Source organism: Arthrobacter sp. NPDC080031, assembly GCF_040702485.1.
GTDB lineage: Bacteria > Actinomycetota > Actinomycetes > Actinomycetales > Micrococcaceae > Arthrobacter.
Genome location: NZ_JBFBLA010000007.1, coordinates 143,596 through 161,170, shown reverse-complemented (window position 1 = coordinate 161,170; position 17,575 = coordinate 143,596). Strand labels below are relative to the sequence as shown.

Below are 17,575 nucleotides of genomic sequence, written 5' to 3'. Positions count from 1 at the left end.
GATGAAGCCCCAGCTGCCCGCCGGACCTGCCACCCGATCCGCCTTGTACGTCCTTGGCCTGCTGTCCTCACTCAAGGCCTTGTCCCTGGTTCTGATTGCGCAGGCCATCGCGGGAATGCTGTCCGGACTTGCAGCGGGCGGCATGGGGTGGCGCGAAGGACTCCTCTGGGGCGCCGCCGGTGCGGTCCTGCGGTCGCTGACGGTCTGGGGACAGGGCGTCGCGGCGCGCCGGGCGGCCCTTGGGGTCAAGGAAGAGCTGAGGTCCAGGCTGCTGGGGCGTGCCCTCGGCGCCGGGGCTGCGGGACGGGTCGGCGAAGTGAACGACGGCGGGCTCGCCGTGCTCGCGACCCGCGGACTTGATGCACTGGACAACTACTACACCCAGTTCCTGCCCGCTTTGGTCAATTGTGCAGCGTTGCCCCTGCTCCTTGGCGCGCGGATCCTCTTCGCGGATTGGGTCAGCGCCGTGGTTGTGGTGCTGACCTTGCCGCTGGTCCCGCTGTTCATGGTGCTGATCGGCCGCCACACCGAGGACCGGGTCCACGAAGCCCAATCCGCGCTGCGGAGGCTCTCGGGACACATCCTGGAGTTGGCCAAGGGACTTCCCGTGCTGGTGGGACTGGGCCGCGCGGGCGAACAGCGCGCCGCCCTTGAGGACCTCTCCGAGGAATACCGCTCGCGCACCATGGGAACACTGCGTACTGCCTTCTTGTCCGCGCTCGCCCTGGAACTGATAGCCACCATTTCCGTCGCGGTTGTGGCCGTCTTCATCGGCGTGCGGCTGGTGGCGGGCGACATGGGACTGGAAGCAGGCCTGCTGGCCCTCATCCTCGCCCCCGATTGCTATCTTCCCCTGCGCGAGCTGGGCACAGCCCACCACGCCAGCGACGACGGGCGCGAGGCCTTGGCCGCAGCCAACGCCGTGCTGGAGTCGCCGGCGGGCCGTCCGCTGAGCAGTTGTTCCGGCACCGAAGAGTCCGCCGCCGTCGTGGTCACCGGACTGACGGTGAGGTATCCGGGAAGGGTGGCCGCCGCCGTCGGGCCCATCGACTTCAAGGCGCCGGCGGGACAGATCACCGCCCTTGACGGCCGGAGCGGTTCGGGCAAGAGCACCATCCTGGGCGTCCTCGCCGGAACGATCGGCGACGGTCCGCTGGCAACCATTGAAGGTTCCGTAAACGGACTGGGCGCCGGCACCGTGGCTTGGGTACCGCAGCATCCGGTCATGGTGGCCGGAACGGTGCTGGACGAGGTCGTCATTTACCTGAACGGCGGCAGCCAGGACGTCGCGTCGTTGGACCCTGGGTCCACGCCGGAAGCGGACATTGCGAGGGCCATGCGTTGCCTGGAGCAGTCTGCCGCGGAGCACCTCGCGTTCAAACATCCTTCCGAGTTGAGCCCCGGCGAGGTACGGCGGGTGGCCGTGGCCCGCGGCTTGGCGCGGCTCAACGCGGGAGCCGCCGTCCTGCTGCTCGACGAACCCACCGCGCACCTCGACGCCGCATCCGCGGACGCGATCCGTTCGGCCATCGCCGGGCTGCGAGGGGCCGCGACTGTCATCATGGTGGCCCACGACGCCGCGACCCGGAAACTGGCGGACAACATCGTTAAAGTCGACGGCGGGACAGTCGACAGCGGGATGGTCGACGGCGGGATGGCGCAGGAGCGAACCGGGCCCTTGGGCCGGGAATCCGCCGCAACTGTGCCGGCTCCGCGCCAGCACGACGCGAATCCCGGCAACACACCGGACAGGGGAATCGAACCCCCCACCACCACCATCTCCACGCTCAAGGCCCTGGCCCGTATCCTGGCGCCCGTCCGCTACAAGTTCGCCGGTGCCGTGCTGCTCGCGGCGCTCGCTGCCTTGTTTGCCGTGGCGTTGTCCGGGCTGTCCGGCTGGCTCATCATCCGGGCCAGCGAACAACCGCCCATCCTGTACTTGCTCGGAGCCATCGTGGGCGTTCGATTCTTCGGCATTGGCAGGGCGGTGCTGCGGTACTCCGAACGGCTCGTCCTGCACGACACCGTCTTCGCCGCGATGACAAGGCTCCGGGGGGCGCTCTGGGCGGCGCTCAGCGCGCGGGCGCTGTCACTCCGCCGGCTCCTGCAGGGCGGCAATGTCCTCGGAGCGGTGGTGGACGACGTCGATACCCTGCGGGACGTGTTGCCGCGCGTCGTCCTGCCGCCCCTGTCCGCGCTTGCCGTCGCGGCCTCGGCCGTGGTCGCCTCGGCCCTGCTGGTTCCCGCCACTGTGCCGGCGGTTGTCGCGAGCGCCGTGGTTGGCCTTGTCCTGGCTCCTCTTCTTGCCCTGATGGCGGACCGCAACGCGGCCCGCTCAGAGCAGCAACTGCGCTCACTCGTTCTGCGCGACGTTGCCGCAGCCCTCGACGCCCGCGCGGAGCTCAGCGCAAACGGCGTGGCCGGAACGGTTCTGTCCTCCCTGACCCGGAGGGACAACTCAGCCACTGCGGCCGCGCAGCGCTCCGCGTGGGCTGACGGCATCGGCCAGGGGTTGACCGTGCTGGCCTGCACCCTGGGAGCGCTTGTCGCCGGCATTCTCGCGGCACCGTCGGTGCAATCCGGAACTGTCGCGCCGGCTGTGCTCGCCGTCGTCGTCCTGGTTCAGCTGGCGCTCGCGGAGCCCTACGGGGCGGTAGTGTCTGCCGTGCGGCAGGGTCCGGCTTTGGCCGCGGTGCTGCTGCGGATCGCCCAGTCAGGAGCCTTTGACGCCGCAGATTCCGACGGCGGTGTGCTGAGGCTGCCGAAGCGACCCGACGGCGCTGCGGGACTGCAGCTGGACGGACTCGCGGCTTCCTGGCCCGGCGGCGCGCCCGTGTTCAGCGGGCTCAGCGCCGAAGCGGCCCCCGGGCGCTGGCTTGCGGTCACGGGTCCCTCCGGCTCGGGGAAATCCACGTTGCTCTCCGTGCTGCTTGGCTTCCTGCCGGCATCATCCGGGAGGGCCTACGTCAGTAGAAATGCTGCTTGGTGTCCCCAGGAGGCCCACCTCTTCGACTCCACTATCCGGGGCAATCTGTTGCTCGCCCGCCCGGCTAGCCGTAAGCCTTCCGAAGCGGACATGTACCAGGCCTTGGGCGCCGTCGGGCTTTCAGGATTGGTATCCCGGCTTCCCGGGGGTCTTGACAGTCGCATAGGCCCCTCGGGTTCGTTCCTGAGCGGCGGCGAACGCCAACGGCTCGCCATGGCCCGCACGCTCCTCACCGGCGCAGCTGTCCTCCTCCTGGACGAGCCGACGGCCCATCTCGACGCCGAGGCCGGCCGCCTCATGATGGCGGAGCTGCGTGCCGGCCTGAAGGACGTCACGGTGGTCCTGGTGACGCACAATCCGGCCGACATTGCCGGGGGAGACTCCCTTTTGGATCTCGGTTCGCCGTCGGCGCTGCCGGTGCTCGTGCGTGGAAACTAGCCGTGGAGCCGTTCGAAGGTGGCGTCCACCGATTCGACAATGGTGTCCACGAGCTTCCGCGCGTCGTCTTCCCGGATGAGCGGAGTCGACTGACCTGCCCATAGGGACATCACGTCCGGTATTCCCTGTGCTGCCGCGGCGGGCCGGAACTTGCCCGTCAGCCAGTTCTGGATCGGGAACGGGGCATACGTGGCAGGATCGGCGAGCTCGGCGATGATCCGGTTGGGGATGCCGCGCGCCAAGCGGCCGCTGAGGGCGCGCGTCAGGACGGTGCGGGCGGCGTCGGGCCCGCGCATCGCGGCGAGGTGCGCGGGACTGATGGCTGACTGGCGCGTGGCCAGGAAGGCAGAACCGATCTGCACCGCGTCCGCGCCGAGCGCCAAGGCGGCAGCGACCCCGCGCCCGTCTGCGATGCCGCCTGCGGCGATGACTGGAACCGGGACGGCATCCACCACCTGGGGTACCAGGGCCATGGTCCCGACGAGCGAGTCCTCCGGGGCCCGCAGGAAGGAAACCCGGTGTCCGCCGGCCTCCATGCCCGTGGCCACGATGGCGTCCACGCCGCCGGTAGCCAAGGCCACGGCTTCGTCAACAGTGGTGGCAGTACCGACCACCACGATGCCGTTCCGGTGTGCCTCCTCGATGACAGCTTCGGACGGAACCCCGAAGACGAAACTCAGCACGGTCGGGCGGGCAGCGATGGCCGCTTGAATCTGTTCCTGCAGATCGGGCAGGTAGGTGTCCGGTTGCGCGGGTGGTTCCACGCCCACCAGCTCGAAATACGGCCGTAGTACGTCCACGTAGGCGGCGAACTGCCGGGCGTCCACGGTTGGCGGCTCTTCACCCTCGATGGGGAGCCAAAGATTCAGTGCGAAAGCTTTCCCGGTGGCCTCCCTGAGCTCGCGGGCCGTCGTGGCAATCCTCTCCGCATCGTATCTGTAGAGGCCGTACGAACCGAGCCCGCCGGCCTCGCTGACGGTGGCCGACAGTTCCACCGAGGACAAGCCGCCGAACGGACCGAGGACGATGGGCAGGTCAATCTTGAAGAGGCGGCTGGCCCGTGTGTCTTTCCAGGACATCGCAGCGCCTAGCCGTCGACGTCGTGCAGGTGATGGACGACGTCGTGCAGGAAGTACTGGGCAAACGTCAACACGGTGAACGTGGATCCGTTGCTGCGGACCCCCGTGCGGGGCCACTCGTCTTCGTGGACAGCGGCGAAGGAGTTGGCAATTTGAGTGCCCTCGGCGGCCAGCTGCGCAGCCACTTCCCCCGGATCCGCGTTGGCGTAGTCGCCGTCGATCGCGGCCTTGTCCTGGTCCCAATTGGCGAAGTGGGCGTCGTCCTCCCGCAGCATCAGGTTCAGGCGCTGGTCGAAGAGGCTGAAGACATCCCGCACGTGGCAGGCATACTCCAACGGCGACCACGTGTGCTCGTCAGGACGGGTGGACGCGTCTTCCCGGCGCAGCACGGCCCGCCAACGCGGCAGCATGTTCAGGACTGTCCCCGGGACGGTGGACGGGGTCACAGTGGCGGCGTCGAAGCCGCATTCGGGGCAGGGCGTCGACAGAACCCAGGTCCAGTCCTTGTCATCGGGAATGATCGGCATGGCAGTAGTCTAGGGCCCGGATTCCTGATCCGGTCACGCGACCTGCGAGAGGCTGAACCCCCGTCCGATCGGCCCGATCAGGAGTAAGGTTATGAGCTGGGGAAGCCTGGAAAGTGAAATTGCCATGCTTAAGGATCTAAACGTCGCCGGAGTGCTCCCTGCCAGCGATATCGCCCGCGCCCGCGACTTCTACCGCGACAAGCTCGGTCTCGAACCGGACAACCCGGAGGCCAAAGACAACCTGATGTACAAGTGCGCCAACGGCACCGGCTTCCTGCTCTATGAGACGCCCAACGCCGGAACCGCCAAGAACACCCAGTTGGGTTTCCAGAGCACGGACCTGGACAAGGACATGGCCGATCTCAGGGCCCGCGGAGTCGTTTTCGAAGAATACGACTTCCCGGGCCTGAAAACCGAAAACGGCGTAGCCACCTTGCCGGACGGCGAACGGGGAGCCTGGTTCCTCGACTCGGAAGGAAACATCCTCAGTATCGCCACGATGTAGCCGGGCGCATTCGGGTTTCAGCCTTCGACGGCTGCTACTTCGCTTCCGTTCCCTTCGTCCCACGCCATGCTCGCACCAATGGCATCCACGGGCTGGGAGAGGGGAACGCCGGAGCCGTCACGGCGGCCGTGTTCCTGTGGCAGGGCACGGGCCACCCCGGCGCTGGATGATGCCTTCGCCGGACCGTGCCCCGCCCACCCGAGCAGCAGTGTGTCTTCGCCCTTGAGGAAACGGTGGGCCCGGACCCCTCCCGTCGCCCGGCCCTTGGCGGGGTATTCCTCGAACCGGGTGATCTTCGCCGTGCCCGGAGCAGTCCCCGGCAGCGCGCCGTTGCTGCCGGCAATCGTCACGACGACGGCGGCCGGGTCGTTGGCGCGCACCGTGCCGAAGTGGATGACGTCGTCGCCGTCCGCAAGCTTGATGCCCGCCATGCCGCCCGCGGTACGGCCCTGCGGCCGAACGGCAGAGGCGCTGAAACGCAGGAGCTGCGCAAGCCGGGTGACGAAGACAAGGTCGACGTCGTCGTCGGGGGCCGGCTCCACCCCCACCACCGTGTCCTTGTCCTTCAGGGCGATGATTTCCCAGTCTTCCCGGTTCAACGGGTAGTCCGGCTGGACGCGCTTCACCACGCCCTGGACCGTTCCGATGGCCAACACGGCATCCAGCGGTACGAACGCCACGAGAGTTTCGCCCTTGAGCAGGGTGATGAAGTCTTTTGCCGCGACGCCCCCGGCAAGATTGGGCAGGCCGGACATGGGCGGCAGCACCGGCATGTCCATGACTTGTACCCGGAGCATGCGGCCCTGCGAGGTTACCGCGCCGATTTCGCCGCGCGCGGTTGTCTTGACCACGGATCGGTAGACATCATGCTTGCTCCGCGGGCCGGATTCGGCCAGCGGCTCCTGGTTGGATGTGCGTGCGATCTGGCCCGAGGTGCTGAGCAGTGCCCAGCAGGGGTCATCGGGGATCTCGAGCGGAAGTGCTGCAGCCTTCCCCTTGCCTGCCGGGACGGCTGCTGCAAGCGCGGCGGCGACCGTGGGGGATACGGCCTCGGACTCGAGGAGAACCGTGCGTCGCGGCGTGCCGTACTTCTCGGCCACTTCGGCCAATTCCCCGGACACCAGTTCGCGCAGGAGCACGTCGGACCTCAGGATCGCTTCGAGTTCGGCGATCTCCCGGCGCAGTTCTTCCTGCTCTTTCTCAAGTTCGATGCGCGAGTACTTGGTCAGTTGGCGCAGGCGGAGTTCCAGGATGTAGTTGGCCTGGATTTCGGACAGGTCGTAGATGGACATCAGCCGTTCGCGGGCCGCCGCTGCCTCGTCCGAGGAGCGGATGATCTGGATGACCTCGTCGATGTCCACGATCGCGATCAACAGGCCCTCCACCAGGTGGAGGCGGTCCTTCTTCTTTCCCAGGCGGAAGGCCGTGCGGCGGCGTACGACGGACAGGCGGTGGCCGACATACACCTGCAGGAGCTGGAGCAAGCCCAAAGTCTGCGGCTGCCCGTCCACCAGGGTCACGTTGTTGATGCCGAAGGAGTCTTCCATCGGGGTGAACCGGTAGAGCTGCTGGAGCACGGCGTTGGGGTTGAAGCCGTTCTTGATCTCGATCACGAGCCGCAGTCCGTGCTTGCGGTCAGTGAGGTCCATGACATCGCTGATGCCCGTCAGCTTTTTGGCGTTTACGGCATCCTTGATCTTCTCGATGACCTTCTCCGGACCCACCATGTAGGGGAGTTCGGTGACCACCAGGCCGGTGCGCCGCGCGGTCAGTTGCTCGATCTCCACCTTGGCGCGGGTCTTGAATGAACCACGCCCCGTGGCGTAGGCATCACGGATTCCGTCCAGGCCGACGATCCTGCCGCCTGTGGGCAAGTCGGGGCCGGGCACGAACCGCATGACGTCGTCCAGCGTGGCGTCCGGATTGGCGATGAGGTGCCGGGCGGCCGCGATGACTTCCACGAGGTTGTGGGGAGCCATGTTGGTGGCCATGCCGACCGCAATGCCCGTGGTGCCGTTGACCAGCAAGTTCGGGAAAGCCGCGGGCAGGACATCCGGCTGGGTGAGCTGGTTGTCGTAGTTGGGGACGAAATCCACCACGTCTTCGTCGAGGTGCTCGGTCATCGTCATCGCTGCCGCTGCGAGCCGGGCTTCCGTGTAACGCGGCGCGGCCGGGCCGTCGTCGAGCGAACCGAAGTTGCCGTGCCCGTCAATCAGGGGCAGGCGCAGCGAGAAGTCCTGTGCCATGCGCACCATGGCGTCATAGATCGCCGCATCACCGTGGGGGTGCAGCTTTCCCATGACTTCGCCCACCACGCGGGCGCTTTTCACGTGCCCGCGGTCCGGGCGCAGGCCCATGTCGCTCATCATGTACAAGATGCGCCGTTGGACGGGTTTGAGGCCGTCGCGCGCATCGGGGAGCGCGCGGGAATAGATCACCGAATACGCGTACTCCAGGAAGGAGCCTTCCATTTCGGAAGTGACGTCGATATCGATGATGTTCTCGGTGAAGTCCCCGTCGACGGCGGCCGAGGCTGCGTTTGAGCGGGAGGGACTTTGGCTTCGTGCCATGGAGTCGGTGGATCCTTAAACGTGTACTGCGGAAGACTTAGCTAGGCTAAGCCTATGGTGGATCAGCCCGGCACCGGCGTATATCCGGAATATTGGGAGGCCGATGTCGTGCTTCGCGACGGCGGAACGGCCCACTTGAGACCTATCTCACCCGAAGATGCCGACGCGCTCCAGGCCTTCCACACGGCGCAGTCCGAGACTTCCATCTACATGCGGTTCTTCTCGTTCAAATCCAGGCTCTCGAGCAAGGAACTGCGCCGCTTCACCGAGGTGGACCACAAGGACAGGGTGGCGTTCGTCATCACCATCGGAGGCGAGATCGTGGGCGTCGGCCGGTACGACCGGCTGGATGACCCCACCGAGGCCGAGGTGGCCTTCAATATTTCCGACGCCCAGCAGGGCCGGGGCATCGGCTCCATCCTGCTCGAACACCTGGCTGCGGCTGCCCGGGAGAACGGGATCCGCCGCTTCACGGCCGAGGTCCTGCCGGAGAACCGCAAAATGCTCCGGGTCTTCGCCGACGCCGGCTACGAGCTCGCGCGCAGATTCGACGACGGCGTCGTCAGCGTCGAATTCAACATCGACCCCACCGAAAAATCGCTGGCCGTCATGGAATCGCGGGAACACCGCGCCGAGGCCCGCAGCGTACGGGACTTGCTGGCGCCGTCGTCGATCGCTGTAGTGGGCGCCAGCCGCCGGTGGGGGACGGTCGGGCACCAGTTGCTTGAACACATCCTCGAGGGTCGCTTCACCGGCGCGGTCTATGCGGTCAACCCCGAAGCATTCGAACTGGCCGGCATGAAGTCCTTCGCCCGGATCGCCGACGTCCCCGGGCCGGTGCAGCTCGCCGTCATCGCGGTTCCGTACGAGGAAGTGCCGAAAGTCGTGAATGAGTGCGGGGCGGCCGGTGTCAAGGGCCTTGTGGTCGCCACAGCAGGGTACGCGGACGACGGCGAGCGGGGGCTGCGGAGGCAGCGGGAGCTGGTGCGCCAGGCCAGATCCTATGGCATGCGCGTGATCGGCCCGGAGTCCCTGGGGATCGTGAACACGAACCCGGAGGTTTCGCTCAACGCGTCGATGGCCCCGAGCCTGCCCCGGCGTGGAGGACTGGGTCTGTTTTCGCAATCCGCGGCCATCGGGGTTTCCGTCTACGCCGCGGCGAGCCGCCGGGGAGTGGGCATCTCCTCGTTCCTGTCCGCCGGCAACCGTGCCGATATCTCCGGGAACGACGTCATGCAGTTCTGGGAAGACGATCCCGACACCGTCGCCGTCGGGCTCTATCTGGAGTCGATCGGCAATCCCCGCAAGTTCTCCCGCCTGGCCCGGCGCTTGTCGCGCAGCAAGCCGGTCATCGTTGCCAAGTCGGATGTCACCGGGCTTCGCCTTCCGGCGGGGCATGTCGTCCGGACCACGCTGGCGCCTGCGGCGGCCCTGGATGCGATGATGCGCCAAGCCGGCGTCATCGCCGTCGAAACCATCGAACAGCTCATGGACGTAGCGCAAATCGTTTCCAGCCAGCCCCTGCCCAAGGGCCCGGCGCTCGCCGTCTACAGCAATTCCGCGGCCTTCGGGAAGGTCGTGGCGGACAACGCGGCGCCCCACGGACTCATCGTCGACAGGATCGTCACCGACGTGGACCTGGACGCGGGAATGTCCGCGGCGCGGGAAGGTCTGCGGCGCAGCCTCCGGGAGAATCTTGCGGACGATTCCGTGCATGCGGTGGTGGCGGCGATGGTGCCCTCCCGCAGCCTCACTATGGACGCGATCGCGGCAGTGCTCGCCGAATGCGCGGCGGAGGCAGGCAAGCCCGTCGTGGCTGCTTTCACGGGGATCCTCGACACTTCCGTGCAACTGGATGGATTGCTTGCCCGGAACCGTGAATCCGGTGAGTCCGGACCGTCCCTTCCTTGCTACTCCAGCGCGGGCAGCGCGGTGGCGGCCTTGGCGGCAGTGGTCCGCTACGCGAAGTGGCTGGACCGGGACCAAGGCATGTTCGTGGAGCCGGCGGGTTGCGACCGCGAGAGTACCCGCGAACACATTGAACGGCTCTTATCTTCTGTCCCGGGGGAACAATTGGTACGGCTCGACGACGGCGAAGCGGCCGCGCTGCTGTCCCGCTATGGCATCCCCGTGGTGCCCTCGGCCGTATTCGAGAGCGACGACGAAGCGGTCGCCGCTGCCGAACGGCTCGGCTGGCCCGTGGTGCTCAAGACCACTGATCCTGCCCTCCGGCATCGCCTGGACCTGGGTGGTGTGCGGCTCGACATCGAAGACGCCGACTCGCTGCGGCGCAACATCGCGCAGATGCGTCGCGCCCTCGAGCCCTACGGTTCATCGGCCATAGAAGTGCAGGCCATGGTTTCCGTGGGGCAGGCCTGCACGTTCCGGGCCATCGAGGATCCGCTCCTGGGGCCCGTGGTGTCCTTCGGTTTGGCCGGAGATGCCGTGAACCTCCTGGACGACTGGGCGCACCGGGTGCCTCCGCTGTCCTCCACCGATCTCCACGACTTCATCAGGGCCCCCCGGGCTTCCCTGAAACTCTTCGGCTACCAAGGGCTGCCGGCGGTGGACGTGGCGACCCTCGAAGACCTGGGAGCACGGTTGGCCCGCCTCAAGGATGAACACCCCGGTATTGCCTTGGTGGAGTTCAATCCCGTCCTGGCCGGGACCCGGGGCGCGAACATCCTTGCCGCGGAGGTGTGGATCGGGAACGCCGCACAGCGTACGGACAGTGCCCGGCGTGCGATGCTCGGCTGAGCTGACAGTTGACCGCCGAAGGGCCGGACGGTTATGAAGTCCCCAGCCGATCTGTGAAAATGGGGGAATGAGCTCGAAGTCCCCGACGCCTCCGTCCGGTCCGGCTACCACCGGGCACCATGCAGCACACAACCACAGCTCGCAGGGGCAGAGCCTGGACCAGGCACTTCAACGGGCAGGTTTTTACCCTGTCCTGGTTGCCGATGTTGTGGCCGACGCCTTGGACGGGCGCGATTGCCTTGCGCACCTGGTGCATTTGGAAACCCATTTCGACCGTGCCGAGGTCCGGCGGCACATCACGGTCCTGGTGCTCACCGAGGACATGCTGGTGATCACCCACGTCGACGACCAGCAGCTCGACGAAGCCGGCGAGCAGATCGTCGCCCAGATTTCCACGGAGTCCGTGCCTGTGGCACAAATCCGCTCGGTGGTCCTCAGCTACATGTATGCGCAGCCGCAGAACTACACTCCAAGCGACCCTGTCAGGGAGCTGACCCTGTCCATTGCCTGGTCCGGGGGCCAGCGACTGGATGTGGGACCTGCCAGCTGCGGCGATCCCCAGTGCGAAGCCGACCACGGATACACGGGCACCATCTCCCAGGAGGACATCGTGCTGCGGATCAGTTCCGAGGCCGACGGCCCCAGGGCTGTCCAGGACGCGAAGGTCTTTGCCCGCGCGCTGCGGGCTGTGAACACAGGCGCTCCCGGGCCCTCAGTCCACACGGGCACGATCTCCGCTCCACGACTCCGCTCGGGGGTCTTCGGCAACAGGCTGAGCCGCGGGCACCAGCGCTGATGGCGACGTCGGAACCCGTCGCCCAGGAAGCCGTCCCCGTTTCCAGCGCCGTCCCTGGGCTTCCAGGCGCGCCGCTGTATGGCAGCAAATCGATCGCCGAGGTCTTCAGCAGCGCAGCAGCGAGCATGGGCCTGCCCGGCTTCGAAAACAAACTGCAACTGCCTGCATCGCAACGCGTGTGCGTGGTTCTCGCCGATGGCCTGGGGCGCAATCTCCTGAAGCAGAAGGCCGCCCATACTCCGTTTCTGAGGTCAATTGCGAATTCGGAACAGGGCGCCGTCCCGGTGTGGCTTGATTCAGCTTTTCCTTCCACCACGGCATCGTCCTTGGCCAGCCTTGGAACCGGCCGGACGCCCGGTGAACACGGCATGGTGGGCTATGACGTCCTGGATCCTGACCAGGACAAGGTAGTCAACCTGCTCGGCAACTGGGACGCCGGAGTCGACCCCCTGCGCTGGCAGCCGTTCCCGACAATTTTCGAACGCGTGGCTGCCGACGCCGACGTCGTCACCGTGAGCTTGCCCCAGTTCGGCGCGTCACCGATGACCCGCGCGGCGCTCCGGGGAAGCCGGTTCGTGGCCGGCAGCTCGCTCCACGCCCGGACCGCAGCGGCGGGGGAGGAAATGGCCGCGGGAACCCCCTCGCTCATGTACTTCTACGTCAACGAGCTGGACAAAGCCGGGCACCGCTACGGCTGCCAGTCCGATCGCTGGGAGCACCAGCTCGAAGAAATCGATTCAACGGTCAAAAGGCTCTCCGCCTCACTGCCCGCGGGGACAACCATCCTCCTCACCGGCGACCATGGAATGCTCGACGTCCCCGAGTCGCAGCGCATCGACTACTCCGCCGATCCCGCCCTCATCGCCGGGGTCCGGCACACGGCAGGGGAACCGCGCATGGTCCACCTGTACCTGGAACCCGATGCAGGAGAGCGTCACCGCGAAGCGCTGTTGGATGCCTGGCGCGCCCGCTTCGGCGGGAGGATCTGGGCCTTCACCCGCGAGCAGGCCCTTGACGCCGGATTCTTCGGGACCCTTCGGGCAGAGGTTTCCCCCCGGATCGGGGACGTCATGATCGCCGCCCGGGACACTTTGGCGCTCTACGACGTCCGCCGCGTCCGTCCGACTGCCTTGGAGGTGGTGGGACAACATGGTTCGCTGACCAAAGCGGAACGCGAAGTTCCGCTGCTTTGCTTCCAAGCCGGGGGTCCCAAGGGCCGCCGTGGCTGAGCTTATTTTCTTCTCCGGAACCATGGACTGCGGCAAGTCCACCCTTGCGTTGCAGATGGACTACAACCACCGTGCGCGCGGCCGGGGCGGGGTCCGCTTCAGTTGCAACGACCGCGCCGGCGGTTCCGTCATCTCCAGCCGGCTCGGCCTCCAGACGGACGCCGTGGAAGTCATTGGCACCACAGATTTCTGGGACGAAGTTGTCCGACGCCGGACCACGGGCCTCAAGGTGGACTACCTGATCTGTGACGAAGCCCAGTTCTACTCACCGGAGCAAGTGGAACAGCTGGCGCGCGTCGTTGATGAGATGGGCGTCGACGTCTTCGCTTTTGGCATCACGTCCGACTTCCGCACGCGGCTTTTCCCCGGATCCCAGCGTTTCGTGGAACTCGCGGACAGGGTCCAGGTCCTGCAGGTCGAGGCCCTCTGTTGGTGCGGCCGCCGGGCAACGCACAATGCGCGGACCGTGGACGGCATCATGGTGGTCGAAGGCGAGCAGGTCGTGGTGGGAGACGTTGCCACGGACGCCGACAGGGACGCTGCACCGGAGCAAGCCGAAGGGTCGCACCCGGTCGTCGGATACGAGACCCTATGCCGCAGGCACTACATGCGCCGGGTGACGGCGCACGGGGCCAACCTCATGGCGAGCCGGGATCAGTTGCTGCCGTTCGACGTCGACGCCTGCCTTTGGCACGGCACCAGCTGAAGCCGCAACGAACTGAAGGCTGCCTAGTCTCCGCGGGTCCCGAAGACGATCTCGTCCCAGCTGGGAATACTGGAGCGCTTGGGCCGTGACGGCTGGCGTTCGGCCGCCCCGGCGTCGGAAGCTTCTTCATTCTTCTGCCCGGCGCGGGTTGGCTTCGGCTCTTCGCGTTCCCGCCGGGGAGCGCCGCCGAGAAGTTCGTCCAGGCCCGCCCGCGGTGCTGCCGCTCCCGGGTTTCGTGCCTCGTCGTGGCCGGTGTGCGTGTCGTTCTCGTTCCGGCCGCGCAGCATGGTCACGGGGCGCAAGGCAGCGGGGATCAGAGTGATTTCACGGGTGTCCGTGCTCACGCCGTCGTGAAGATGGAGGGAATCGTCTTCCTTGTCGTCATGCTTCGGGGCCAGGCTCAGCCGCGACATCATGGATGCGCGCGCGTCACGGCGGCTGGGGGCGGGTTCGGCTTCAACCTGCTCGTCCGTGTCTGTGTCGGCGGGCTCTTTGTCAGCTGTTTCGCTGTCTGCGGGTGCGTCTTCGACATCGCCGGGCCGCGGATGCGCAGCCGGAACGCCGCTGCTCAGAAGTAGCGCCAAAGCGTCGTCACTGTCTTCGTCAAGCCCCAGCCTCTGTCCGCGACGTGAGCGCAACATGTCAAGGAGGCCATCGGCTTCCTTCGTCGCAGCGGCGGCGGCCGCACGGGCGGCGGTCCCGGCGTCGGCCTCAAAGTCAAAGGGCCGGTCGGAGACGGCCGCGAGCCGCCGGGCCGGTACGGGTCCGTCAAGGGGTTCCAGTTCGCTGAGCTGCTGGGCCCAGCGGTTGGCATTCTGGATGGATTTGCGGGCGGGATGGAAGGTCCACATGGCAGGCGGCTCTTCGCCGATGCTCTCCAAGCTGCCTGGCTTGGTTTCGAAGCGTGCGACGACGGTCCACGTGCCATCGGTCCGGCGCCAGGAATCCCATTCCACCGTAGCGGAATCGATCCCGTGGGCCGTGAGCCGGTGTGCAACCATGTCGCCCAGGCTCGCGGGTTCGTCGCCGAACGCTGCGCGGTAGGTGTCCTGGCCGGGGGCCGGGGCGGCGACTTCGACTTTGCGGGCTTGCTGGGCGATGTACTCGCGCTCGGCAAGAACAGGACCCTCATAGCGCTGCACGTTGGCGAGCGGCAGCCCTGACAGTTCCGCCACTTCCGCGGCCGTGGCGCCGCTGCGGATACGTGACTGGATGTCACGGGGGGACATGGCGACGGGCGTGATGGAAGCGCGTGCGGCCACCTGGGCAGGTGTCCGGCTCGCTGCAGCCCGCAACGCCTCATCAATCGGAAGCTGGAACATCTCGCCGCCGGTACTGCTCAACAGAAGATGTCCGCCGTCGTCGTGGACGCCAACCAGCCGTAGATCCCGCATAAAATCCTCCACCATGGCCTATCTGACATTCGAAACTCTGCCACCCGGTACGGCCTTTTCCTACTAGGACAAAGGGCGCGCCGCGATATTCCGCGAATTCCGGCATTCCCTGCGCAGGCGATCGGAACATGGGTATGGACATTCGAGTCCGCCGGGAGGACAATCTGCCCGGTATCGGGCACAAAAAAGCGGCCTGCTGCGTTACACCCTTAGACCGGAGGAGGCTCTGGTCGACAGGACCGCAAGCCCTGCGTGAAGCACAAGGGAGAATGAAGAAGGGACCATGGCAACGGACTACGATGCCCCTCGGAAGACCGAAGAAGACACCGAGGACTCGATCGAGGAACTCAAGTCGCATCGCACCGAGAAACAGTCATCATCGGCTGTCGACATCGATGAGACTGATCTGGCAGATGCCTACGAGCTCCCCGGGGCGGACTTGTCTGGCGAAGAGCTGCTGGTCCGGGTGCTGCCTCCGCAGGCGGACGAATTTACTTGCTTCAACTGCTTCCTGGTCAAACACCGCTCCCAGATTGCGCGGGAGAAAGACGGGCACCTGTACTGCAAGGAATGCGAAAGCTAGCCTCGGGAGGCCTGCTTGGCCAGCGCCGCCACAAGTTCTTCGGGGCGGCGCGTGGACGTCAGCCAGTACGGGGTACGGTCCGCCGGGTCGGTGATTTCAATGCGGACCACGGGGTCTATCCAGCCGCGGAGGCACAGGAACGCGAGTCCGTGGAGCCGGGTACCGCGCTCTGCCGTGGCTTCGTCCTTGCGGTATGCCGTGACAGCGCCGATAAACTCGCGCTGGATGGTGGCCCGTCCCACCTGGACGGTGTCACGGTCCACCACAATCGCGGGAGTGGACACCACAAGCATGGTGGTCATGATCGCGAAGAGAACCAGCGCGGCGATGATGCCCGCGGTGATGCTGATAGGCGCGAACATCAGGATGCCCGCGGCGGACAGTCCGAGCACCACGATCCAAATCCAGGGCGAGGGCCAGAGCTTTTCCGTAAACAGGACGCCCGTTCCACTCGAGGAATGGTGCGGCACGGGTACGGAAGCAGTCGATTCAGGCATGCCACCAGCTTAAGGGACCGTGACCCCGGGAATTAACGCCCCCGTTGCAGTGCGACTAACCTGCGGCCGCAACCGGGGGAGTGTTCCGTGGGCGATAGAATATGTGACTGTGAGCCACGAGACAGCAGTAGCCAACCCAGCAGACACCTCCGCCGAATACGGTGCGCCGACCCTTCAGGTCCAGCTGAAAATGCTCGACGCCGGTTTGGAAGCGCCGTCGTACGCCCACCCCGGTGACGCGGGCGCGGACTTGCGGGCCCGCGCGGACGTATCCCTCGCGCCGGGAGAGCGGAAGCTCGTTCCCACGGGCGTCTCAATCGCCCTGCCGAACGGCTTTGTCGCACTGATCCACCCCCGGTCAGGGCTGGCAACCAAGCACGGACTCACCGTGGTGAACGCTCCCGGAACGGTTGATGCCGGCTACCGAGGTGAAATTTCCGTGACGCTTTTGAATACCGACCAAAACCACGCAATCGAACTCAAGCGCGGCGATAGAATTGCTCAAATGGTGATACAGCGCGTCGAGTATGCGCAGTTCGTTTCCGTGGAGGAGTTGTCCGACACCTCGCGGGGCACCGGCGGCTTTGGATCCACCGGGGGCTTCGCGCCGGCCGTGAGCTAGAAACAACCCTCGACAATCGGCGCTGCACGGAGCTGATTGCCATGCTGCCCGCGAGTTGACGGGCAGTCTGCGGTTTACTGGGGGATGGACCACTACTAAGGAGAAAACCCGATGCTTTTTGGGCGCGGAAAGAAGTCCAAGGCTGAGCAGCCGAAAGACAACGGCACTGAGCAGGCCGATGCCGCGACGACGCGGCAGGACGACGGCCCGGTAGCCGGTGGAGCCGCCAAGGGGGACTTCCGCCTGTCCAAGGGGCCATTCGACGCCAGCGAAATTGACAGCCAGGATGGCTACGTGGATCTTGGCGCCCTGCTGATCGAACCTTCCGAAGGCCTTCAATTGCGCCTCGAAGTGGAAGAGGCAACCCAACGGGTGGTGGCGGTCACTATGGACCTCGATGGCTCGAGCCTCCAGCTCCAGGCGTTTGCCGCCCCACGTTCCGAAGGGCTGTGGGACGAGATCCGCGAACAAATCGGCCAATCCGTATCCAGCCAAGGAGGGGAAGTCGAGGAGATCATCGGCACCTTCGGCACGGAACTCATCGCCAAACTTCCTACGGAATCCGCAGACGGCGGACGTGGCTTCCGGGCTGCCCGGTTCATGGGCGTCGATGGGCCCCGCTGGTTCCTTCGCGGAGTCATCGGCGGCAACGCGGCTTTGGACAGGAAAGCGGCCGAAGGACTGGAGAACCTCTTCCGGAAGGTTGTGGTCGTTCGCGGAGACAACCCCATGCCGCCCCGTGAGCTGCTTCAGCTGAAGCTGCCCAAGGACGCCGTAGCGCCGGGGCAGCACGGTGCTCCCCATGAAGCGCCGCCGCTTCAGCAACCCGAACGCGGCCCGGAGATCACCCAGATTGGCTGACGAAGCGGGGCGTTCCGCTTCCGCC

General features: G+C 66.3%; 14 protein-coding genes. 9 read left to right on the top strand and 5 right to left on the bottom strand.

The genetic code is table 11. The annotated features are described in order from the left end of the window. The first annotated feature begins 1 nt into the window (after window position 1). Window positions 2–3,424, top strand: coding sequence for a thiol reductant ABC exporter subunit CydD (cydD, locus tag AB0323_RS08120; protein ID WP_366176857.1), 3,423 nt, complete (start codon window positions 2–4; stop codon window positions 3,422–3,424). Here the strand turns inward: cydD and AB0323_RS08115 are convergent. Together AB0323_RS08115 and AB0323_RS08110 are read right to left on the bottom strand one after the other, a co-directional pair. After that, the gene (locus tag AB0323_RS08115) at window positions 3,421–4,503 is read right to left on the bottom strand and encodes a nitronate monooxygenase (RefSeq protein WP_366176856.1); all 1,083 of its coding nucleotides are present in this window, start codon (window positions 4,501–4,503) and stop codon (window positions 3,421–3,423) included. The two genes, cydD and AB0323_RS08115, sit on opposite strands and share 4 nt — an antisense overlap. A gap of 8 nt (window positions 4,504–4,511) precedes the next feature. Then, on the bottom strand, window positions 4,512–5,030 hold the full coding sequence (locus AB0323_RS08110; RefSeq protein WP_366176855.1) for a DinB family protein: 519 nt from the start codon (window positions 5,028–5,030) through the stop codon (window positions 4,512–4,514). Window positions 5,031–5,154: 124 nt separating this feature from the next. Between AB0323_RS08110 and AB0323_RS08105 the strand changes: the two genes are divergently transcribed. Further along, window positions 5,155–5,535 carry a VOC family protein gene (locus AB0323_RS08105; protein ID WP_364538322.1) on the top strand — a complete coding sequence of 127 codons (381 nt, stop codon included), beginning with the start codon at window positions 5,155–5,157 and terminating at the stop codon, window positions 5,533–5,535. Window positions 5,536–5,552: 17 nt separating this feature from the next. On the opposite strand, the gene AB0323_RS08100 is transcribed toward AB0323_RS08105, so the two are convergent. Then, on the bottom strand, window positions 5,553–8,105 hold the full coding sequence (locus tag AB0323_RS08100) for a DNA topoisomerase IV subunit A (RefSeq protein ID WP_366176854.1): 2,553 nt from the start codon (window positions 8,103–8,105) through the stop codon (window positions 5,553–5,555). 54 nt (window positions 8,106–8,159) lie between these two features. Between AB0323_RS08100 and AB0323_RS08095 the strand changes: the two genes are divergently transcribed. From AB0323_RS08095 to AB0323_RS08080, 4 genes are all read left to right on the top strand, one after another. Next, a complete protein-coding gene (locus AB0323_RS08095) occupies window positions 8,160–10,862 on the top strand; it encodes a GNAT family N-acetyltransferase (RefSeq protein ID WP_366176853.1) in 2,703 nt (900 codons plus the stop codon). A 67-nt stretch (window positions 10,863–10,929) separates the two neighbouring features. Then, window positions 10,930–11,658 carry a DUF5998 family protein gene (locus tag AB0323_RS08090; protein WP_364538283.1) on the top strand — a complete coding sequence of 243 codons (729 nt, stop codon included), beginning with the start codon at window positions 10,930–10,932 and terminating at the stop codon, window positions 11,656–11,658. Then, window positions 11,658–12,887, top strand: a complete 1,230-nt coding sequence (locus AB0323_RS08085) for a nucleotide pyrophosphatase/phosphodiesterase family protein (RefSeq protein WP_366176852.1) — start codon at window positions 11,658–11,660, stop codon at window positions 12,885–12,887. The genes AB0323_RS08090 and AB0323_RS08085 overlap by 1 nt, the downstream gene beginning before the upstream one ends. Next, entirely contained in the window at window positions 12,880–13,593 is a 714-nt protein-coding gene (locus tag AB0323_RS08080; RefSeq protein WP_366176851.1) for a thymidine kinase, read from the top strand. Before AB0323_RS08085 ends, AB0323_RS08080 begins: the two co-directional genes overlap by 8 nt. A 23-nt stretch (window positions 13,594–13,616) precedes the next feature. Here the strand turns inward: AB0323_RS08080 and sepH are convergent, their stop codons facing one another. After that, the gene (gene sepH, locus AB0323_RS08075; protein ID WP_366176850.1) at window positions 13,617–14,987 is read right to left on the bottom strand and encodes a septation protein SepH; all 1,371 of its coding nucleotides are present in this window, start codon (window positions 14,985–14,987) and stop codon (window positions 13,617–13,619) included. 283 nt (window positions 14,988–15,270) lie between these two features. Between sepH and AB0323_RS08070 the strand changes: the two genes are divergently transcribed. Further along, window positions 15,271–15,570: a DUF4193 domain-containing protein gene (locus AB0323_RS08070; RefSeq protein ID WP_078105507.1), complete on the top strand. Its 300-nt coding sequence runs from the start codon at window positions 15,271–15,273 to the stop codon at window positions 15,568–15,570. On the opposite strand, the gene AB0323_RS08065 is transcribed toward AB0323_RS08070, so the two are convergent. Further along, window positions 15,567–16,067 carry a DUF3093 domain-containing protein gene (locus AB0323_RS08065; protein WP_366176849.1) on the bottom strand — a complete coding sequence of 167 codons (501 nt, stop codon included), beginning with the start codon at window positions 16,065–16,067 and terminating at the stop codon, window positions 15,567–15,569. The two genes, AB0323_RS08070 and AB0323_RS08065, sit on opposite strands and share 4 nt — an antisense overlap. A 109-nt stretch (window positions 16,068–16,176) precedes the next feature. On the opposite strand from AB0323_RS08065, the gene dut reads away from it, so the two are divergent. Together dut and AB0323_RS08055 are read left to right on the top strand one after the other, a co-directional pair. Continuing rightward, on the top strand, window positions 16,177–16,689 hold the full coding sequence (dut, locus tag AB0323_RS08060) for a dUTP diphosphatase (RefSeq protein WP_364538293.1): 513 nt from the start codon (window positions 16,177–16,179) through the stop codon (window positions 16,687–16,689). Between the two features lie 111 nt (window positions 16,690–16,800). Beyond that, the gene (locus tag AB0323_RS08055) at window positions 16,801–17,550 is read left to right on the top strand and encodes a DUF3710 domain-containing protein (protein ID WP_366176848.1); all 750 of its coding nucleotides are present in this window, start codon (window positions 16,801–16,803) and stop codon (window positions 17,548–17,550) included. The last annotated feature ends 25 nt before the right edge of the window (window positions 17,551–17,575 follow it).